16 protein-coding genes are annotated in these 14,052 nt (G+C 70.8%); 9 read left to right on the top strand and 7 right to left on the bottom strand.

The annotated features are described in order from the left end of the window. Nucleotides 1-102: 102 nt before the first annotated feature. From ACT3T5_RS10645 to ACT3T5_RS10635, 3 genes are all read left to right on the top strand, one after another. Nucleotides 103-1,182, top strand: a complete 1,080-nt coding sequence (locus ACT3T5_RS10645) for a lysostaphin resistance A-like protein (RefSeq protein ID WP_443345403.1) — start codon at nucleotides 103-105, stop codon at nucleotides 1,180-1,182. Nucleotides 1,183-1,329: 147 nt separating this feature from the next. Continuing rightward, nucleotides 1,330-2,334: a TerC family protein gene (locus ACT3T5_RS10640; protein WP_444577186.1), complete on the top strand. Its 1,005-nt coding sequence runs from the start codon at nucleotides 1,330-1,332 to the stop codon at nucleotides 2,332-2,334. Nucleotides 2,335-2,356: 22 nt separating this feature from the next. After that, nucleotides 2,357-2,587 (top strand): hypothetical protein, encoded by a 231-nt coding sequence (locus tag ACT3T5_RS10635; RefSeq protein WP_444577187.1) that lies wholly within the window; start codon nucleotides 2,357-2,359, stop codon nucleotides 2,585-2,587. 201 nt (nucleotides 2,588-2,788) lie between these two features. On the opposite strand, the gene ACT3T5_RS10630 is transcribed toward ACT3T5_RS10635, so the two are convergent. The 6 genes from ACT3T5_RS10630 to ACT3T5_RS10605 all read right to left on the bottom strand — a co-directional run bounded on the left by ACT3T5_RS10630 (nucleotide 2,789) and on the right by ACT3T5_RS10605 (nucleotide 8,013). After that, a complete protein-coding gene (locus tag ACT3T5_RS10630; RefSeq protein ID WP_443335603.1) occupies nucleotides 2,789-3,583 on the bottom strand; it encodes an SDR family oxidoreductase in 795 nt (264 codons plus the stop codon). 54 nt (nucleotides 3,584-3,637) lie between these two features. Then, nucleotides 3,638-4,192, bottom strand: a complete 555-nt coding sequence (locus tag ACT3T5_RS10625) for a DUF488 domain-containing protein (RefSeq protein WP_444577188.1) — start codon at nucleotides 4,190-4,192, stop codon at nucleotides 3,638-3,640. Nucleotides 4,193-4,234: 42 nt separating this feature from the next. Next, nucleotides 4,235-4,510, bottom strand: a complete 276-nt coding sequence (locus tag ACT3T5_RS10620; protein WP_444577189.1) for a hypothetical protein — start codon at nucleotides 4,508-4,510, stop codon at nucleotides 4,235-4,237. Further along, complete coding sequence (locus ACT3T5_RS10615; RefSeq protein WP_444577190.1) at nucleotides 4,510-5,196, bottom strand: cysteine hydrolase family protein; 687 nt, start codon at nucleotides 5,194-5,196, stop codon at nucleotides 4,510-4,512. Before ACT3T5_RS10615 ends, ACT3T5_RS10620 begins: the two co-directional genes overlap by 1 nt. A 309-nt stretch (nucleotides 5,197-5,505) precedes the next feature. Further along, entirely contained in the window at nucleotides 5,506-6,405 is a 900-nt protein-coding gene (locus ACT3T5_RS10610) for a DMT family transporter (protein ID WP_444594299.1), read from the bottom strand. A gap of 78 nt (nucleotides 6,406-6,483) precedes the next feature. Continuing rightward, entirely contained in the window at nucleotides 6,484-8,013 is a 1,530-nt protein-coding gene (locus ACT3T5_RS10605) for a purine-cytosine permease family protein (protein WP_444577191.1), read from the bottom strand. 289 nt (nucleotides 8,014-8,302) lie between these two features. Between ACT3T5_RS10605 and ACT3T5_RS10600 the strand changes: the two genes are divergently transcribed. From ACT3T5_RS10600 to ACT3T5_RS10590, 3 genes are all read left to right on the top strand, one after another. Next, the gene (locus tag ACT3T5_RS10600; protein ID WP_444594298.1) at nucleotides 8,303-9,403 is read left to right on the top strand and encodes an FUSC family protein; all 1,101 of its coding nucleotides are present in this window, start codon (nucleotides 8,303-8,305) and stop codon (nucleotides 9,401-9,403) included. A gap of 43 nt (nucleotides 9,404-9,446) precedes the next feature. Next, nucleotides 9,447-10,289, top strand: coding sequence for a methyltransferase domain-containing protein (locus ACT3T5_RS10595; protein ID WP_444577193.1), 843 nt, complete (start codon nucleotides 9,447-9,449; stop codon nucleotides 10,287-10,289). A 181-nt stretch (nucleotides 10,290-10,470) separates the two neighbouring features. Beyond that, nucleotides 10,471-10,800, top strand: coding sequence for a 2TM domain-containing protein (locus ACT3T5_RS10590; RefSeq protein WP_444577194.1), 330 nt, complete (start codon nucleotides 10,471-10,473; stop codon nucleotides 10,798-10,800). 119 nt (nucleotides 10,801-10,919) lie between these two features. On the opposite strand, the gene ACT3T5_RS10585 is transcribed toward ACT3T5_RS10590, so the two are convergent. Beyond that, entirely contained in the window at nucleotides 10,920-11,783 is an 864-nt protein-coding gene (locus tag ACT3T5_RS10585; RefSeq protein ID WP_444577195.1) for an EamA family transporter, read from the bottom strand. A gap of 129 nt (nucleotides 11,784-11,912) precedes the next feature. Between ACT3T5_RS10585 and ACT3T5_RS10580 the strand changes: the two genes are divergently transcribed. The 3 genes from ACT3T5_RS10580 (at nucleotide 11,913) to ACT3T5_RS10570 (ending at nucleotide 14,020) form a co-directional block, all read left to right on the top strand. After that, a complete protein-coding gene (locus tag ACT3T5_RS10580; protein ID WP_444577196.1) occupies nucleotides 11,913-12,329 on the top strand; it encodes a hypothetical protein in 417 nt (138 codons plus the stop codon). 63 nt (nucleotides 12,330-12,392) lie between these two features. After that, entirely contained in the window at nucleotides 12,393-13,196 is an 804-nt protein-coding gene (locus tag ACT3T5_RS10575; protein ID WP_444577197.1) for a phosphatase PAP2 family protein, read from the top strand. A 143-nt stretch (nucleotides 13,197-13,339) separates the two neighbouring features. Next, entirely contained in the window at nucleotides 13,340-14,020 is a 681-nt protein-coding gene (locus tag ACT3T5_RS10570) for a DedA family protein (RefSeq protein ID WP_444577198.1), read from the top strand. Nucleotides 14,021-14,052: the final 32 nt, after the last annotated feature.

Below are 14,052 nucleotides of genomic sequence, written 5' to 3'. Positions count from 1 at the left end.
AGCCCGACGAGGTCGGGCTGGCACTACCGCCGCCGTCGGGCAGGCGGGCCGATCCGGCCGGCCCCCGTGACAGCGTGCCCGGCGAGGGTGATGATCGTGCCCATGAACACCCCTGAGGTGCATCGCACCAGCTCCACAGCCCCCACAGCCCCCACAGCCCCCGCCACCCGTGCCGAAGGCGCCCTCCCCCTCGAGCGCATCGACCGCGCAGCCACCGTCGACCGCAGCGACCGCCGCCGCGGACTCCAGGTGCCCCTCGGCATCGTCCTGTTCATCGTCGCTGAGGTGGTGATGGGCCTGCTCGGCGCGCTCGGCACCATCGCGGCAGGTGGGGACTACTCGAACGGGACGGCCCCGTGGGCGATGCTGCTCGGCGCGTGCGTGGGAGCCGCGATCGCGGTCGGCGGCTACCTGCTGATCGTCGGTCCTCTCGGCGGCAGCCCCGGCCTCGGGCTGCGCGGGCGGGGCAAGCTCGTCGAACTGGCCGTCGGTCTGGTGCTCGGCACCGGCCTGATGACCCTCGCCGTCGGACTGATCGCGCTGCTGGGCGGCTACCGCGTCACCGGGATCTCGCCCTCGCCGCAGCTGCTGGTGCCGCTGGCGATCGGCATCGGCGCCGGATTCATCGAGGAGATCCTGTTCCGCGGAGTGCTGCTGCGCGTGTTCGATTCCTGGCTGGGAAGCTGGGCGGCTCTCGCGATCACCTCGCTCCTGTTCGGGTTGATCCACCTGATGAACCCCGGGGCGTCGGTCTGGACCGCGCTCGGCCTAGTGATCGAGGCGGGAGTGCTGCTGGGCGCCGCCTACCTCCTGACCCGGCGGCTGTGGCTGGTGATCGGTGTCCACATCGCGTGGAACACCGTGCAGGGAGGCGTGTTCTCCTCCGCCGTGTCCGGCACGGGTGACCAGAGCGGACTGCTCCTCGCCGAGGCGCACGGACCGGACTGGCTGACCGGTGGATCGATGGGAATCGAAGGGTCCCTCGTCACGGTGCTCCTGGGATTCGCCGCGGGGATCGTGATGCTCGTGCTCGCCGCCCGGCGCGGCCATCTCCTGCCGTCGGTGCGCGCCCAGAAGCGTCGGACCGAACGGAACCTCGGCGGCCATGTCGAGGAACCCGCCGTGAGGAACGAGGACCGTCACATGGATCGCCCGCAGCGGGGATCGGACGCCCGCGGCTGAGAACGAGGATGAGCTGAGAGCGTGGAGAGAGGGTCCTCACTCCTGAGGATCTCGGGCGAGCGCCCTAGTACTCTGGCCCGGTGGTTGCTCGAGCAGCCCGCTCCCGTCCCCTCGGGAAGAACGCCCGCACCACCCGAAGGAATGCACATGGGAGAGCTCCACCTCGGCTTCGAGATCGCGGCACTGGTCGTCCTCGTGGCCATCCTGCTCGTCGACCTCCTGCTGGTCGTCAAGCGCCCCCATCTGCCCTCCATGAAGGAGTGCGCGGCGTGGATCGGGTTCTACGTCAGCCTCGCGCTCATCTTCGCCGTGGTGCTGTTCTTCGTGGGCGGCATCGCCCCGGCCTCCGAGTTCGTCACCGGCTGGCTGCTGGAGTACTCGCTGAGCGTCGACAACCTTTTCGTGTTCATCGTGATCATGGGGAAGTTCGCGGTCCCGAAGAAGTACCAGCAGGAAGTGCTGATGGTGGGCATCATCATCGCGCTGATCGCCCGGGCGCTGTTCATCGTGGCCGGCTCGGTGCTCATCAACAACTTCGCGTGGATCTTCTACATCTTCGGCCTCTTCCTGCTGTGGACCGCCTGGAAGCAGACCCAGGAGGAGGACGACGACAGCGGCGACTCGTTCATCATGCGCGGGGTCCGGAAGCTGTTCCCCGTCTCGGACAGCTACGACGGCAACAACCTGCGCACCATCGTGAACGGCAAGAAGCTGTTCACTCCGATGCTGCTGGTGTTCATCACCATCGGCCTCACCGACGTCATGTTCGCGCTGGACTCGATCCCGGCGATCTTCGCCGTCACCCAGAGCCCGTTCCTGGTGTTCACGGCCAACCTGTTCGCCCTGATGGGTCTGCGCCAGCTGTACTTCCTGCTCGGTGGTCTCCTGGAGCGCCTGGCCTACCTGCACTACGGCATCGCCGCGATCCTCGGCTTCATCGGCGTCAAGCTGATGATCCACGCGATCCACGAGGCCCCGCTGGACTTCATCCCCGGCTTCTCCGCGCTGGAGAAGATCCCCGAGGTGCCGATCTGGCTCTCGCTGACCGTCATCGTGGTCGCCATGGGCGCCGCGGTCGCCGCCTCCCTGCTGTTCCCGCCCAGGACCGCCGAGAAGTCCGACGGCGGAGACAGCACCCCCGCGGAGCACTGAGGCCCGACGGGAGGAGCCCGCGATGGACGAGTCGTCCGATCAGGAGGATGCCGCCGGGGAGGCGGTGTGCTGGATCGGTCTGCTGTGTCCGGAGTGCGGCGCCATGCCCGAGGGCGACGGTGCGCGCGATCCGAGCGTGCCCTGCTGGCGCTGCGGGGCCGTGCGGCCGACGGATCCCGGTGCGGGGCCGACGAGTCCCGGTGCGGGGCCGACGGATCCCGTCGCACCGCCGACCGACCTGGACGGCTACTGACGCTCGACGACGGATGCTCGACGACGGATGCTCGGCGACTGACGCTCGACGACGGATGCTCGACGACGGATGCTCGGCGACTGACGCTCGACGACGGATGCTCGACGACGGATGCTCGACGACGGGTGCCCGGCGATTGAGGCTCGGCGTTTGGCGCTCGACGACTGACGCCCGGCGATTGAGGTTCGACGCCCGGCGCCCTCACAGGGCAGGCGTGGCGAAGCCCCCGTTGGAGTAGAGCAGCTGGCCGCGCATCCACGCCCCCTGCTCGGAGACGAGGAAGCGCACCAGGTCGGACACGGTCCCCGGCTCGCCGAGATGTCCTGCAGGGGTCGCGGCGGCGCCGGAGGTACGGATCGCGTCGTCCATCCAGCCGGTGTCGATCGGGCCGGGGTTGATGACGTTGGTGCGCACGTCGCGGTCGGCGAGCTCATGGGTGCCGGCCAGCACCAGCCGGTCCAGCGCCCCCTTCGTGGCCCCGTAGGGCAGGTTGTGCACCGTGTGGTCGCTGGTCAGCGCGATCATCGCCCCGCCGGGTGTGTCCCGGCCGGGCTCGACCTGCTCCGCGAAGGCCTTCAGCAGCAGCCAGGTGGCGCGCACGTTGACCGCGTAGTGGCGGTCGAAGCTCTCCACGGTGGTATCCAGGATCGAGGAGTCCACCGACTCGCAGTGGCAGGTCACGAGCACGCCGAGCGGGCCGAGGGCCTCGCGGGCCGTGGCCACGAGCTGCGGCGGGACCTCGGGGTCCTCGAGGTCGCCGGGGATCAGCTCGACGCGGTGACCGTCGGCCCGCAGCTCCTGCGCGAGCAGGTCCACGTCGGCCTCCTCCCCGAGCACCCGGCGATCGTAGGGATCGTGGTAGTTCAGGGCCAGGTCGTAGCCGTCGGCCGCGAGCCCGCGGGCGATCGCGGCGCCGATCCCGCGCCGACGACCCACGCCCGTGATCAGGGCGGTGCGGGGCAGTGCTGAGGCGGTGTGCGAGGGGGAAGAGTGCATGGGGCCGACGCTAAGGGCTGAGCGCCGTGACGGCCACCGGATTTCCGGGTGCGCTCAGGACTTCTCGCTGTCGGGCAGGTCCCAGACCACGTGGCCGTCCTCGTCGAGCCGTGCCCCCTCGCTCGGTTCGTGGGGGCGCTCCTTCCCTGTGTGCATGAGGTCTGCGACGTCGATCTCGTGCTCCAGGAGCATCACGTCGGCGATGAGGCGGCGGTGGCAGCGCCACCAGACGGCCTCGGAGCACATCACCGCGGTCCGGGTGCGGGCCACGTCTGCCAGCAGGTCGGTGATCCCGGCGCGGAAGTCCTCGCTGCGGGTCCATCCGGCGTAGGCGCGGAACTGCTTCACCCGCCACCAGGTGTCCGGGGACTGCGCGTCCTCGTCCTTGGTGAGCCGGCGCCGTCCTCCCAGGCGCTCGTCCCAGCGGTAGGAGATGCCGGCCTCACCACAGATCTCCTCGACGGCTCCGCGGGCGGCGGCGTCGTTCGCCCGGGAGCCGGGGAAGCGGCGCACGTCCACGAGCTGCTCGATCCCGGCGTCGCGGAGCAGGTCGGCGAGCTCCTGGCGCGAGAGCGTGCCGTGACCGACGGTGAGCAGTGAAGGGGCCATACCTCCAGGATGGCACCTGGCCTGTCGACGTGCAGAAGGCTGTCAGCCCTGTTGTTGCTGTTGTTGCTGTTGCTGTTGCTGTTGCTGTTGCTGCTGCTGGGTGCGGAGCTCCAGGGTCCCGTTCTCGAAGAGCTGGATCTTCCCGCAGGCCGAGCAGGACAGCACGATCGCCTCGGGGCTGAACACCTCGACGTCGAAGAACGAGGCCGTCGCGGAGCTGAGCACGACTTTCCGCCACCAGTACCACCCGCCGCCGCAGTGCCCGCAGAGCACGTACTTCCCCGCCGCGCTCGCGGTGACCTGTTCCCTGGCTGCCATCAGCGGTCCTCTCGTGGGTCGTCGTCAGACTCCGTCCGAGCCTGAGCGTTCGAGCGTCCGGGATCGCGCTGGATCGTTCCGTTCGCCAGGATCTCGTCGGTGCTGCGCAGGTCGACCTGCGGCGGGAACAGGCTCATCGTGTGCAGGGCGGCGGCGCCGTTCTCCGCCGCCGAGTGCGCGACGGCGTCGGTGACCACGCTGAGCCGCACCCCGGCGTCGGCCGCGGGGAGCACCGTCGAGATCACGCAGCAGTCCGTGGTCACGCCCGTGACCAGCAGGTGCGTGGCCGGGTTCGCGGCCCATCCCACGCGCTCAGCCAGCTGCCGACCCCACTTCCCGAATGTCGGCTCGTCGATCGTGGGATGAGCGCTCAGCCCCTGGGCGGCGTCGACCAGCTCGTACCGGGAATCCTCCGCCGGGACGTCTGCGAAGGGCCAGTCGCGGAAGTACTCGCCCCAGGCGGTGGCACGGTCCGCGGTGGGCAGCCAGCGGGTGATCAGGGTGCGTTCGGGGCCGACGGACTCCGCCAGGCGTGCGATGTTCTCCATCGCGGCGGGGAAGAACGGCGAGCACCACTCCGAGGCGGGATCGGCGAAGATCCGCTGCGGGTCGATGATCAGGAGCCACGGCTCGGGCTCGGGAGCGGAAGGGAGGGTGGGGTCGGAGCGGAGGGGAGCGCTGTCCATAGGGGGACTCTACGAGAGCAGGGGACGTGGCGTCCGCCGTCCACATCACCCTCCGTTCACGATGCTTCCCGGTTCCCGGTTCCCGGTTCCCGGTTCCCGGCTCCCGGCCCCCGCCTCCCAGCCCCCGCCTCCCAGCTCCTGCCTCCCGGACAGTTCTGTCAGCGCGGCCGGTGCGGTCGAACCCGCGCTGTGTGTCGTTGAGCGCCGCCTCACCGACACACGATGCAGGGTCGAGCCGACAGATCACCGCCGACGGTGCACGGTGCACGGTGCACGGTGCATCGTGTGGGGGTGGCGCGGGTTGCCGAGCTACTGCCGACGCAGGGCGGCGATCACCGCCGGCGCCACCGCGAAGGAGGCCCCGGCGAGGCACAGCACCCCGCCCACCGCCGCGAGCGGAGGCGGCACCTCTCCCAGCAGCAGTCCGGCGAGCACCAGGGTGAGAGCGGGGACCAGCAGCGAGGAGGAGCTGAGCAGCCCGGCCCCGGTATGAGTCAGGGCGTAGCCCCACAGCAGGAAGGCGAGCGCGGTGGGGAACATGCCGAGGTAGACGACCCCGAGCACCGCACTGACCGGGGCTGCCCCGACCTCCGTCACAAGCGCCGGGGTGAAGGGCAGGCAGGCAAGGGCGCCGCTCAGCACCCCGATCACCGTCATCGAGGTGGAGTCGACGTGGGCGAGCAGCAGCTTCTGCGCGAGCACGCTGCCCGCGTAGAGCAGCGCGGCGGCCAGCCCCAGCACCACCCCGAGACCGGAGAGGCCCCCGGTGGAGGCGCCCACCGTGATCAGCACGATCCCGCTGAAGGCGACGAGCACGCCGGCGAGCAGCCGCACGGAGATTCCCTCCCCGAGCAGCAGTCCGGAGGCGACCGCGACGAGGAGCGGGGCGAGGTTTACCAGCATCGCCGCGGTGGCGGGGTCCAGGAACAGCTCAGCGGCGTTGAGCACCACGATGTACGCCGCGAACCAGGCCACGCCCCAGCCGATCACCGCCGCCCACAGCCGCCCGCTGCGGGGCCGATGCACTCGGCCCAGGAGCAACAGGGGCAGCAGAGCGACCGCTGCGGCGCCCATCCGCAGCAGCGCCATCGCGCCGGGGGAGAAGTGGTTCCCTGCGACCCGGATGACCAGGAAGGACGAGGCCCACATCAGCATCACCCCGAGCGCGGCGAGCCAGGGCAGGGCCGGGTGGGCAGGGGCAGGACGCATCGGTCCATCCTGGACCCTCGACGGCTGGCGCGACAGAGGTGCCCACGCGGAGAGGACGAAGCCCTCCTGACAGTCAGGTCAGCGCTGCTCCTGGCGGCGGATCTTCCCGCGCCGCGCGAACCACGTCACCCCGAAGCCGAGCACCAGCGCCAGGAGCACACCGATGTTGGAGTACGCCCAGTTGCCGTCCCAGAAGGAGCCGTCGGGCGTCTCCACGAAGGTGCCCAGGCCCAGCGGCTCGAGCAGGTAGCCCTGCCAGTTGTTCCACGGCGCGGCCTCGGCGAAGGAGTTCACGACCAGGCCCCAGCCGAGCACGGACGCGACCACCATCGTGATCACGGAGGTCCAGTCCACGGCGCCGTAGCGGCCGGCCGGGTCGAACAGGGCCTTCTCGTCGTAGTCCGCGCGGCGGCTGAGGATGTCGGCGATGAGGATGCCCGCCCAGGCGGCGATGGGCACGCCGAGGGTGATCAGGAAGCTCTGGAACGGGCCGATGAAGCTGGTCGCGAAGAACGCGACCCAGATGGTGCCGGCGGTGAGGATCACGCCATCCACCGCGGCGGCGGCAGGGCGGGGGATGCGGATCCCCAGGCTGATCAGAGTCAGGCCCGAGGAGTAGATGCCCAGCACGGCGCCGGAGACCAAGGTCAGCACGGCGACGATCCAGAAGGGGATCAGCGCCCACAGCGGCAGGATCGTCACGAGCGCGCCGATCGGGTCGTTCTCGATCGCGCCGCTGAGGCCCTTGTCGGACCCTGCGAGCAGCAGCCCGAAGATCACGAGCACCACGGGGGCGGCCGCGCCGCCCACGGTGTTCCACAGCACGATCGACCCGTCGGACGCCGTGCGCTTCTGGTACCGCGACCAGTCCGCGGCGATGTTGATCCAGCCCAGCCCGAAGCCGGTCATCACCATCACGAGCGCGCCGATCATCGCCTGCGGGGAGCCCGACGGGGTGGAGAGCACGGCGGCGAGGTCGATGTGGGGGATCGTGAGGATCATGAACAGGATGGTCATGGCGCCGGTCGCCCAGGTCAGGATCGACTGCAGCTTCATGATCGTGTGATAGCCCAGCACGCTCGCGGTGACGATCAGCGCGGCGATGAGGATCGCGGCGATCACGGTGACGGCCTGTCCGGAGGCCAGCCCCAGCACGTCGAACACGGTCGCGGTGGCGAGCACGGCGGAGATCGCGAGCGAGGTCTCCCAGCCGATCGAGGTCAGCCACGAGACGATGCCGGGCACCTTCTGGCCGTGCACGCCGAACGCTGCGCGGGAGAGCACCATCGTGGGCGCGCTGCCGCGCTTGCCGGCGATCGCGATCAGCCCGCACAGCGCGAAGCTGACGATGATGCCGATCACCGCGACGATCGTGGCCTGCACGAAGCTGATGGAGAAGCCCAGCAGGTAGGAGCCGTAGCTCATGCCGAACACGGAGACGTTCGCGGCGAACCAGGGCCACACGAGGTCCCGGGGCTTCGCCGTCCGCTCGGACTCGGCGATGATCTCGATGCCGGTGGTCTCGATGACGCCGGCGCCGCCGACGGGGGCGGGGGATGCGGGGGAGGCCGTGCCGCCTGTGGAGGCAGCGCTGTCGGGGGATGTCATGTCGACTCCGAAGAAGGAGGGCCGACGCATGCCGGCCGACGGAGGTGGAGCAGGATGACCTGCAGTCTCCCACGGGTGTGAGCAGATCAGGGGGTGACCGGCCGCGCCGACAGGAATAGAGTGGCACGAAGAGAGTGGGGTTGCGTCTCGTGCACATCCCCCTCCGGATGCCCTGGTGGCCCGCATCGCTGACGCCCCGCGATCCCGCCGCCCGCCCGTCCGTCTCCCACCGTCACCACAGCAGGGTCGGCCCGCGGCCCGGCCGCGCTGTCGTCCCGGAAGGAGCCTCGTGCCGTCGGCACCCTCTCGAATCCGGTCCACGGTCACCCGCATGGTGAGCCTCGGGCCCAGCCGCGTGGACCACATCCCGGCGTTCCGCATCTCCCTCGGCCTGGCGATCCCGGTGGTCGTGCTGCTGCTGACGGATCACGTGGCGTGGGCGATGTTCGTGGGCTTCGGGGCGTTCACCGGCATCTACTCGAGGTACGAGCCCACCCGGCTGCGGTTCCGGCGCCAAGCGTTCGCCGGCGCGATGCTCACCCTCTGCGTGACGCTCGGCGCGACGCTGTCCCATCTCGGGGAGTCCCTGAGCCCGGCGGTGGAGTCCTGGACGCTGCTCCTGGTGGGTGCCCTCGTCGCCGGCGCCGCCGCGACCGTGGTCCTCGCCCGCGGGCTGAAGCCGGGTGGGGCGATCTTCCCGCTGTTCGCGGTGGCCGCGGTGGGGGCCGCCCCGCCGGCCGCACCGATCTGGGTCGCCTTCCTGGTGGCCGGGGCGAGCGCGAGCCTGTGCGTGGTGCTGGGCCTGCTCGGCCACTGGGCCGGGGAGCGCCATCCGGGGGCCGACGTCCGGCCCAGTGCGGAGTCGTGGACCTGTGCCCAGCTGGGCGCCGAGTTCAGCCGTTTCGCGATCGCCGCCGCCATCGCGGGCGTGCTGGGCCTCGCCTCCGGGCTGCCCTTCCCGTATTGGGCGCAGATCGCCGCGATCGCACCCCTGACCGCCCCGGGCCGCACCCTGCAGGTCGAGCGCGGGCTGCACCGCATCCTCGGCACCTCCCTGGGCGTCGTCACCACGGCGTTCCTGCTCTCCTTCCCCGCCGAGCCCTGGCAGCTGGTGGTGTGGATCGTGGTGCTGCAGTTCCTCGCCGAGATGTACGTGATGCGCAATTACGCCTTCGCGCTGCTGTTCATCACCCCGCTCGCCCTGCTCATGGTGCAGCTCGCCCATCCCCAGCCGGTCGGGCCGACGCTCCAGGCCCGCGTGCTGGAGACCGCGATCGGCGCGGTGGTGGGCATCGCGGTGGTGATCGTCGCCGCGCTGTGGGACCGCCGGGCGGCGCGGCGCGCGACGGCCGCATCCCCGGAGGCGCCCATGGGGCCGTCCGCCAGCTGACCCGCGATGGTCGGGCCGCGGGGGCGTCGCCTAGCGTGCGGTCATGGCAGACCTCCCCGCACCTCCGACTGCTCCCGCTTCCCCGGCATCGCCCGCCTACACCCACGGCTACGGCGCCGCGGTGCTGGGCAACCACCGCACCCGCACCGTGGAGAACTCGGCCGCGCACCTCCTGCCGCACCTGGAGCCCGGGCAGCGGCTGCTCGATGTGGGCAGCGGCGCCGGCACGATCACCGTGGACCTCGCGCGGATCGTCGGCCCGCAGAACCTGGTCGCCCTCGAGGTGAACGAGGAGGCCGCCGCACTCACTCGCGCCGAGCTGGCGCGTCAGGGCGTCGAGGGCGCGCAGGTGCTGGTCGGTGACGCCCAGGCGCTGGATCTGGCCGACGACTCCTTCGACGTCGTCCACGCCCACCAGGTGCTGCAGCATCTGCCCCGGCCCGTGGCCGCGCTCGCCGAGTTCCGGCGCGTCACCTGCCCGGGCGGGATCGTCGCCGTGCGTGACAGCGACTACGAGGGCTTCCGCTGGTTCCCCGAGGTGCCGGGCATCGAGCACTGGCTCGAGCTGTACCTGCGGGCCGCCCGCGCGAACGGCGGCACGCCCGACGCCGGCCGACGCCTGCTGGCCTGGGCGCACGAGGCAGGATTCGAGGACGTCACCGCGGGAGCATCCACCTGGCTGTACGCGACCCCCGAGGCCCGAGCCGGCTGGGCCGCGACCTGCGCCGGCCGCCTCACGACGGGCCCGCTCGCGCAGCAGCTCGAGCGCGAGGGCTGGGCGGATGCCGAAGCCAGGGAGACGTATGCGCAGGACTTCCACCGCTGGGCCGAGGACGCCGACGGCTGGTTCTCCCTGCTTTACGGCGAGATCATCGCCCGTGCCTGAGGCGTAGGCGTCGGCCCCATACTGCAACGATCCCGTCCTGCAGCGGGCTCGCTGCTGCGGGGGTGACGAGCGTCCGCCGGATCGATGACAGGCGTCACGGGTGCGCTGGTCACGGCGCACCTAGTGTCGACAGCGAGCAGGAACCGCCGCCGGCGGGACCGCACTGACCGGAGGATCCGAGATGCAGTCGTCATTCGAGAACACAGAGGTCCCGCAGGAGAACGCAGCCCCGATGGCGAACTCCTTCGAGGACGAGGACGAGCTGCGCCGCCAGGCGGTGGGGAATCTCCACGCCCGCCGCAACTTCGCGGTCCAGCTGGTCGTGTATGTGCTGATCAACGGCTTCCTGCTCTGGTCATGGGCGAGCAACGGATTCGGCTTCCCGTGGCCGCTGTTCGTGCTGGTGTTCTGGGGGCTGGGCCTGTTCTGGCAGGGCTGGTCGCTGTTCGCTCCGGGCGAGAGCGAGGACAAGGTGGCCAGGGAGATGGACCGCCTGCGCGGCCGTCGCTGAGGGCGGCGCTGGGCGACAGTGCTCGGGACGGCGTTCGCGGGAGCGCTCGGGGGCAACGCTCAGGGGTGCCGCGTTCAGAGACCCTGCGTTCAGGGGCGCTGCATTCCGAGGCGCCGCCCTCACACCGCGATGAGCACGATGCCGGTCAGCACGATCCCCGCGCCGAGCATGCGTCGCAGCAGGTCTGGCTCCTTGAAGAGCCACCAGGCGAGCAGGGAGCCCACCACGATGCTCGATTCCCGGGCGGGGGCGACGAGGGAGACCGGGGCGGTCTGCATGGCGCTCAGCACCAGCACATAGGCCAGAGGCGAGAGCACCGCGACCACAGCGATGTCCCGCCAATGCCGCTCCAGGACAGGCCGTACGCCCGCCCGGTGCCTGCGCAGCAGCTGGGGCGTCATGAGCACCGCCTGCCAGAGGCAGCTGGTCACGAAGTAGGCCATCGGGGGCAGGCCCAGCGTCGTCACCGAGTAGCTGTCCCACAGCGTGTACGCCGCGATGGCGAGGCCGGTGGCGGCGCCCCAGGCGACCCCGGCGCGCATCCCGTGCCGACCGGCGGCCGAGCGCCCGGTGGCGACCACCACGATGCCGCCCACCACCACGAGCGCTCCCAGGGCGGCGACCCAGCCGGGCCGCTCGCCGAGCACGAGGATCGCGACCCCCATGCTCAGCACCGGCCCCACCCCGCGCGCGACCGGGTAGACGACGCCCAGATCGGCCCGGGCGTAGCCCGTCTGGAGCGTGAGCTGGTAGGCGATGTGGAGCACCCCGGAGGCGAGGGTCGCGAGCAGCAGGGCGGGGGAGAGCCCCGCCCCGGAGAGCGGCAGGGTGATGATCGCGAGCGGGGCCCACAGCACGACGGACGCCAGGTCGTAGAGCCAGACGAAGGCGTAGCCGTCGGCCTGGACCCGCTTCGCCGCGAGGTTCCACACCGCGTGGCAGAGCGCCGCCACGAGCACCATGGCCAGGGCGAGGGTGCTCATCGGGCCCCGGAGCGGGCGCGGTGGGGTGCAATGCTGGAGGCCATCACCTCAGTATCCCGTGGGGGTCGACAGCGGGCCGCCGGTGATTTATAGTTGAAAACGTAACCACATCTACGTAGGAGTTTTCCCATGGCACTCAGCACCGCGATCCTCCGCGCCGTCCCCGGCGCCTTCATCCTCAACTCCGGCATCGGCAAGCTCGGCATGCCCGCCGAGATGGCCGCGGGCCTGCAGGGCATGGCCGCTCAGGGTGTGCCGCCGCTGGGCAAGCTCAGCCCCGAGCAGTTCGCGAAGTTCCTCAGCTACGGCGAGATCGCCGTGGGCGCCTCGCTGCTGCTGCCCTTCGTGCCCCGGAAGGTCGCGGGCCTCGCCCTGGCCGGCTTCTCCGGCTCCATGGTGGCGATGTACCTGCGGACCCCCGGGATGACGCAGGCCGACGGCGTGCGTCCCAGCCAGGAGGGCACCGCAGTGGCGAAGGACAGCTGGCTGCTCGCGATCGCGGCCGCCCTGATCCTCTCCGAGGGCAGGAAGTCCGCCAAGGACTGATCTGGCTCGTCCACGTCGCCCTGTGCCCCGCGCCGCTGCTGCGGGCGGGGCACACTGGGTCGGGTGAACACTCCTGCGGCGACGTCGTCCGACTGCTCTGTGGGGCGTCGCCGACAAGTGGTCGGACCCGGCCTCGCGCTCGTCGGCGTTCTTGTCGTGGCGATCCTGCTGGGTCTGATGATCCGCGCGCTGCCCGCCGTCGGCGCTCTGGATCGTGCCGGGGTCCGCATCGTCAACGATGCCCTCGGCGGGCCCGCTGGCCCCGCCTCGTCACTGGCGCTCGGTATCGATCTCCTCTTCGGGCCGCTCGCGGCCGCCGCGCTGACGGTCCTCGCGGCGGTGGGTGGCGCGCTGCTCCGACGCAGCCGATGGGTCGGTCTGCGGATCGCGGTCCTGGTCGCGGTGCCCTGGGGCGCTGTCGAGGTGGTCAAGATCGTGGTCCGTCGGCCGCGCCCGGACGCCGGGATGCTGGTCCATCGGCTCGCCCCGCCACCGGATTCCTTCAGCTACCCCAGCGGACATACGGGGTTCGCCGCAGCGCTCTGCGTGGCGATCCTGCTCTCGCTGTCCGTCGGCCGGTTGTCCTCCGTCCGGCTCCGTCGCGTCGCCCTCGGGCTCGGTGTCCTCATCGTCCTGGCCACGGTCTGGTCGCGCGTCGCGCTCGGCCTGCACCATCCCACCGACGTGCTCGCCTCTGCGGTGCTGGTGCCCGTGGTCGCTCTCCTCCTTGCACGGCTGCTGGATGTCTTCCATCCGGATCTCCGGGTTCGCTCGGCGGCAGGGGCAGGGGCAGGGGCAGGGGCAGGGGCATGGGCAGAGGCTGAGGCTGGGCAGGGAGCCGGAATGCCTGAGCCGCCGGCGGGCTGATCCGCTGATCTGCTCGTCACGTGCGCGGCCCTGCTCCGGCGTCGCTGTGCGATCCTGCTTCGGCAGGGGCCGGAGGCCTCCGGTCCGTGCCGACCTGCCGGCCCCGTGTCGTCGGGGGATCCGAGGATGACGAGGGCGCGCGCATGAACCTGATCCACCTGCTGATGGACCCCGCGAGCCTTCTCGCGCAGTTCGGCGACGCGTTCTGGTGGTTCGCCCACCTGATCGTTCTCGTCGAATGCGGGCTGTTCTTCCCGTTCCTGCCGGGGGACTCGCTCCTCTTCGCGATCGGCATGTTCACGCATGAGGGGTCGATCGCCGCCCCGCTGCAGCTGTCCCTGGTGACGCTCATCATCGCCGCGTTCGCCGGCAACGTGCTGGGCTATGAGATCGGTCGGGCTCTCGGTGAGAAGCTCTACGAGCGTGACGGCCGCTTCCTCAAGCGCGCCTACTTCGACCGCACGATCGAGTTCTTCGACCACTACGGCCGACGGGCCCTGGTGATCGGGCGCTTCGTGCCGATCGTCCGGACCTTCGTGACGGTCGTGGCAGGGGTGGGCAGGATGCCGCGTCGCATCTTCCTGCTGTGGTCCGGGGTGGGTGCCGTGGGCTGGGTCGTGCTGATCACCCTCCTGGGCTACGCGCTCGGCGGGGTGGCGCTGATCCGAGATCACCTCGAGGTCGCGGTGCTGCTCCTGGTCGCCATCTCGGTGGTCCCGATGCTGGCGGCCGCACTCCGCCGGAAGGTCCTCGCCTCCCGCTCCCAGAAGGCAGCTGTCGGCACGATCACAGTGCACGAAGAAAATAACGCAAGTCTGAAGTAGCGAAAAACTAGCAGGTGAGGCTAGCCTTGGCA

The organism is Brachybacterium sp. AOP3-A1-3 (assembly GCF_052378285.1).
GTDB lineage: Bacteria > Actinomycetota > Actinomycetes > Actinomycetales > Dermabacteraceae > Brachybacterium.
Note: the sequence above shows the minus strand (reverse complement) of the source record. Positions and strands in the feature narration are given on the sequence as shown.

What these genes read in the sequence shown, in the direction of transcription:
- ACT3T5_RS10645 (WP_443345403.1), top strand. Translation starts at nt 103, where the DNA reads ATGAACACCCCTGAGGTGCATCGCACCAGCTCCACAGCCCCCACAGCC.
- ACT3T5_RS10640 (WP_444577186.1), top strand. Translation starts at nt 1,330, where the DNA reads ATGGGAGAGCTCCACCTCGGCTTCGAGATCGCGGCACTGGTCGTCCTC.
- ACT3T5_RS10635 (WP_444577187.1), top strand. Translation starts at nt 2,357, where the DNA reads ATGGACGAGTCGTCCGATCAGGAGGATGCCGCCGGGGAGGCGGTGTGC.
- ACT3T5_RS10630 (WP_443335603.1), bottom strand. Translation starts at nt 3,583, where the DNA reads ATGCACTCTTCCCCCTCGCACACCGCCTCAGCACTGCCCCGCACCGCC.
- ACT3T5_RS10625 (WP_444577188.1), bottom strand. Translation starts at nt 4,192, where the DNA reads ATGGCCCCTTCACTGCTCACCGTCGGTCACGGCACGCTCTCGCGCCAG.
- ACT3T5_RS10620 (WP_444577189.1), bottom strand. Translation starts at nt 4,510, where the DNA reads ATGGCAGCCAGGGAACAGGTCACCGCGAGCGCGGCGGGGAAGTACGTG.
- ACT3T5_RS10615 (WP_444577190.1), bottom strand. Translation starts at nt 5,196, where the DNA reads ATGGACAGCGCTCCCCTCCGCTCCGACCCCACCCTCCCTTCCGCTCCC.
- ACT3T5_RS10610 (WP_444594299.1), bottom strand. Translation starts at nt 6,405, where the DNA reads ATGCGTCCTGCCCCTGCCCACCCGGCCCTGCCCTGGCTCGCCGCGCTC.
- ACT3T5_RS10605 (WP_444577191.1), bottom strand. Translation starts at nt 8,013, where the DNA reads ATGACATCCCCCGACAGCGCTGCCTCCACAGGCGGCACGGCCTCCCCC.
- ACT3T5_RS10595 (WP_444577193.1), top strand. Translation starts at nt 9,447, where the DNA reads ATGGCAGACCTCCCCGCACCTCCGACTGCTCCCGCTTCCCCGGCATCG.
- ACT3T5_RS10590 (WP_444577194.1), top strand. Translation starts at nt 10,471, where the DNA reads ATGCAGTCGTCATTCGAGAACACAGAGGTCCCGCAGGAGAACGCAGCC.
- ACT3T5_RS10585 (WP_444577195.1), bottom strand. Translation starts at nt 11,783, where the DNA reads ATGAGCACCCTCGCCCTGGCCATGGTGCTCGTGGCGGCGCTCTGCCAC.
- ACT3T5_RS10580 (WP_444577196.1), top strand. Translation starts at nt 11,913, where the DNA reads ATGGCACTCAGCACCGCGATCCTCCGCGCCGTCCCCGGCGCCTTCATC.
- ACT3T5_RS10570 (WP_444577198.1), top strand. Translation starts at nt 13,340, where the DNA reads ATGAACCTGATCCACCTGCTGATGGACCCCGCGAGCCTTCTCGCGCAG.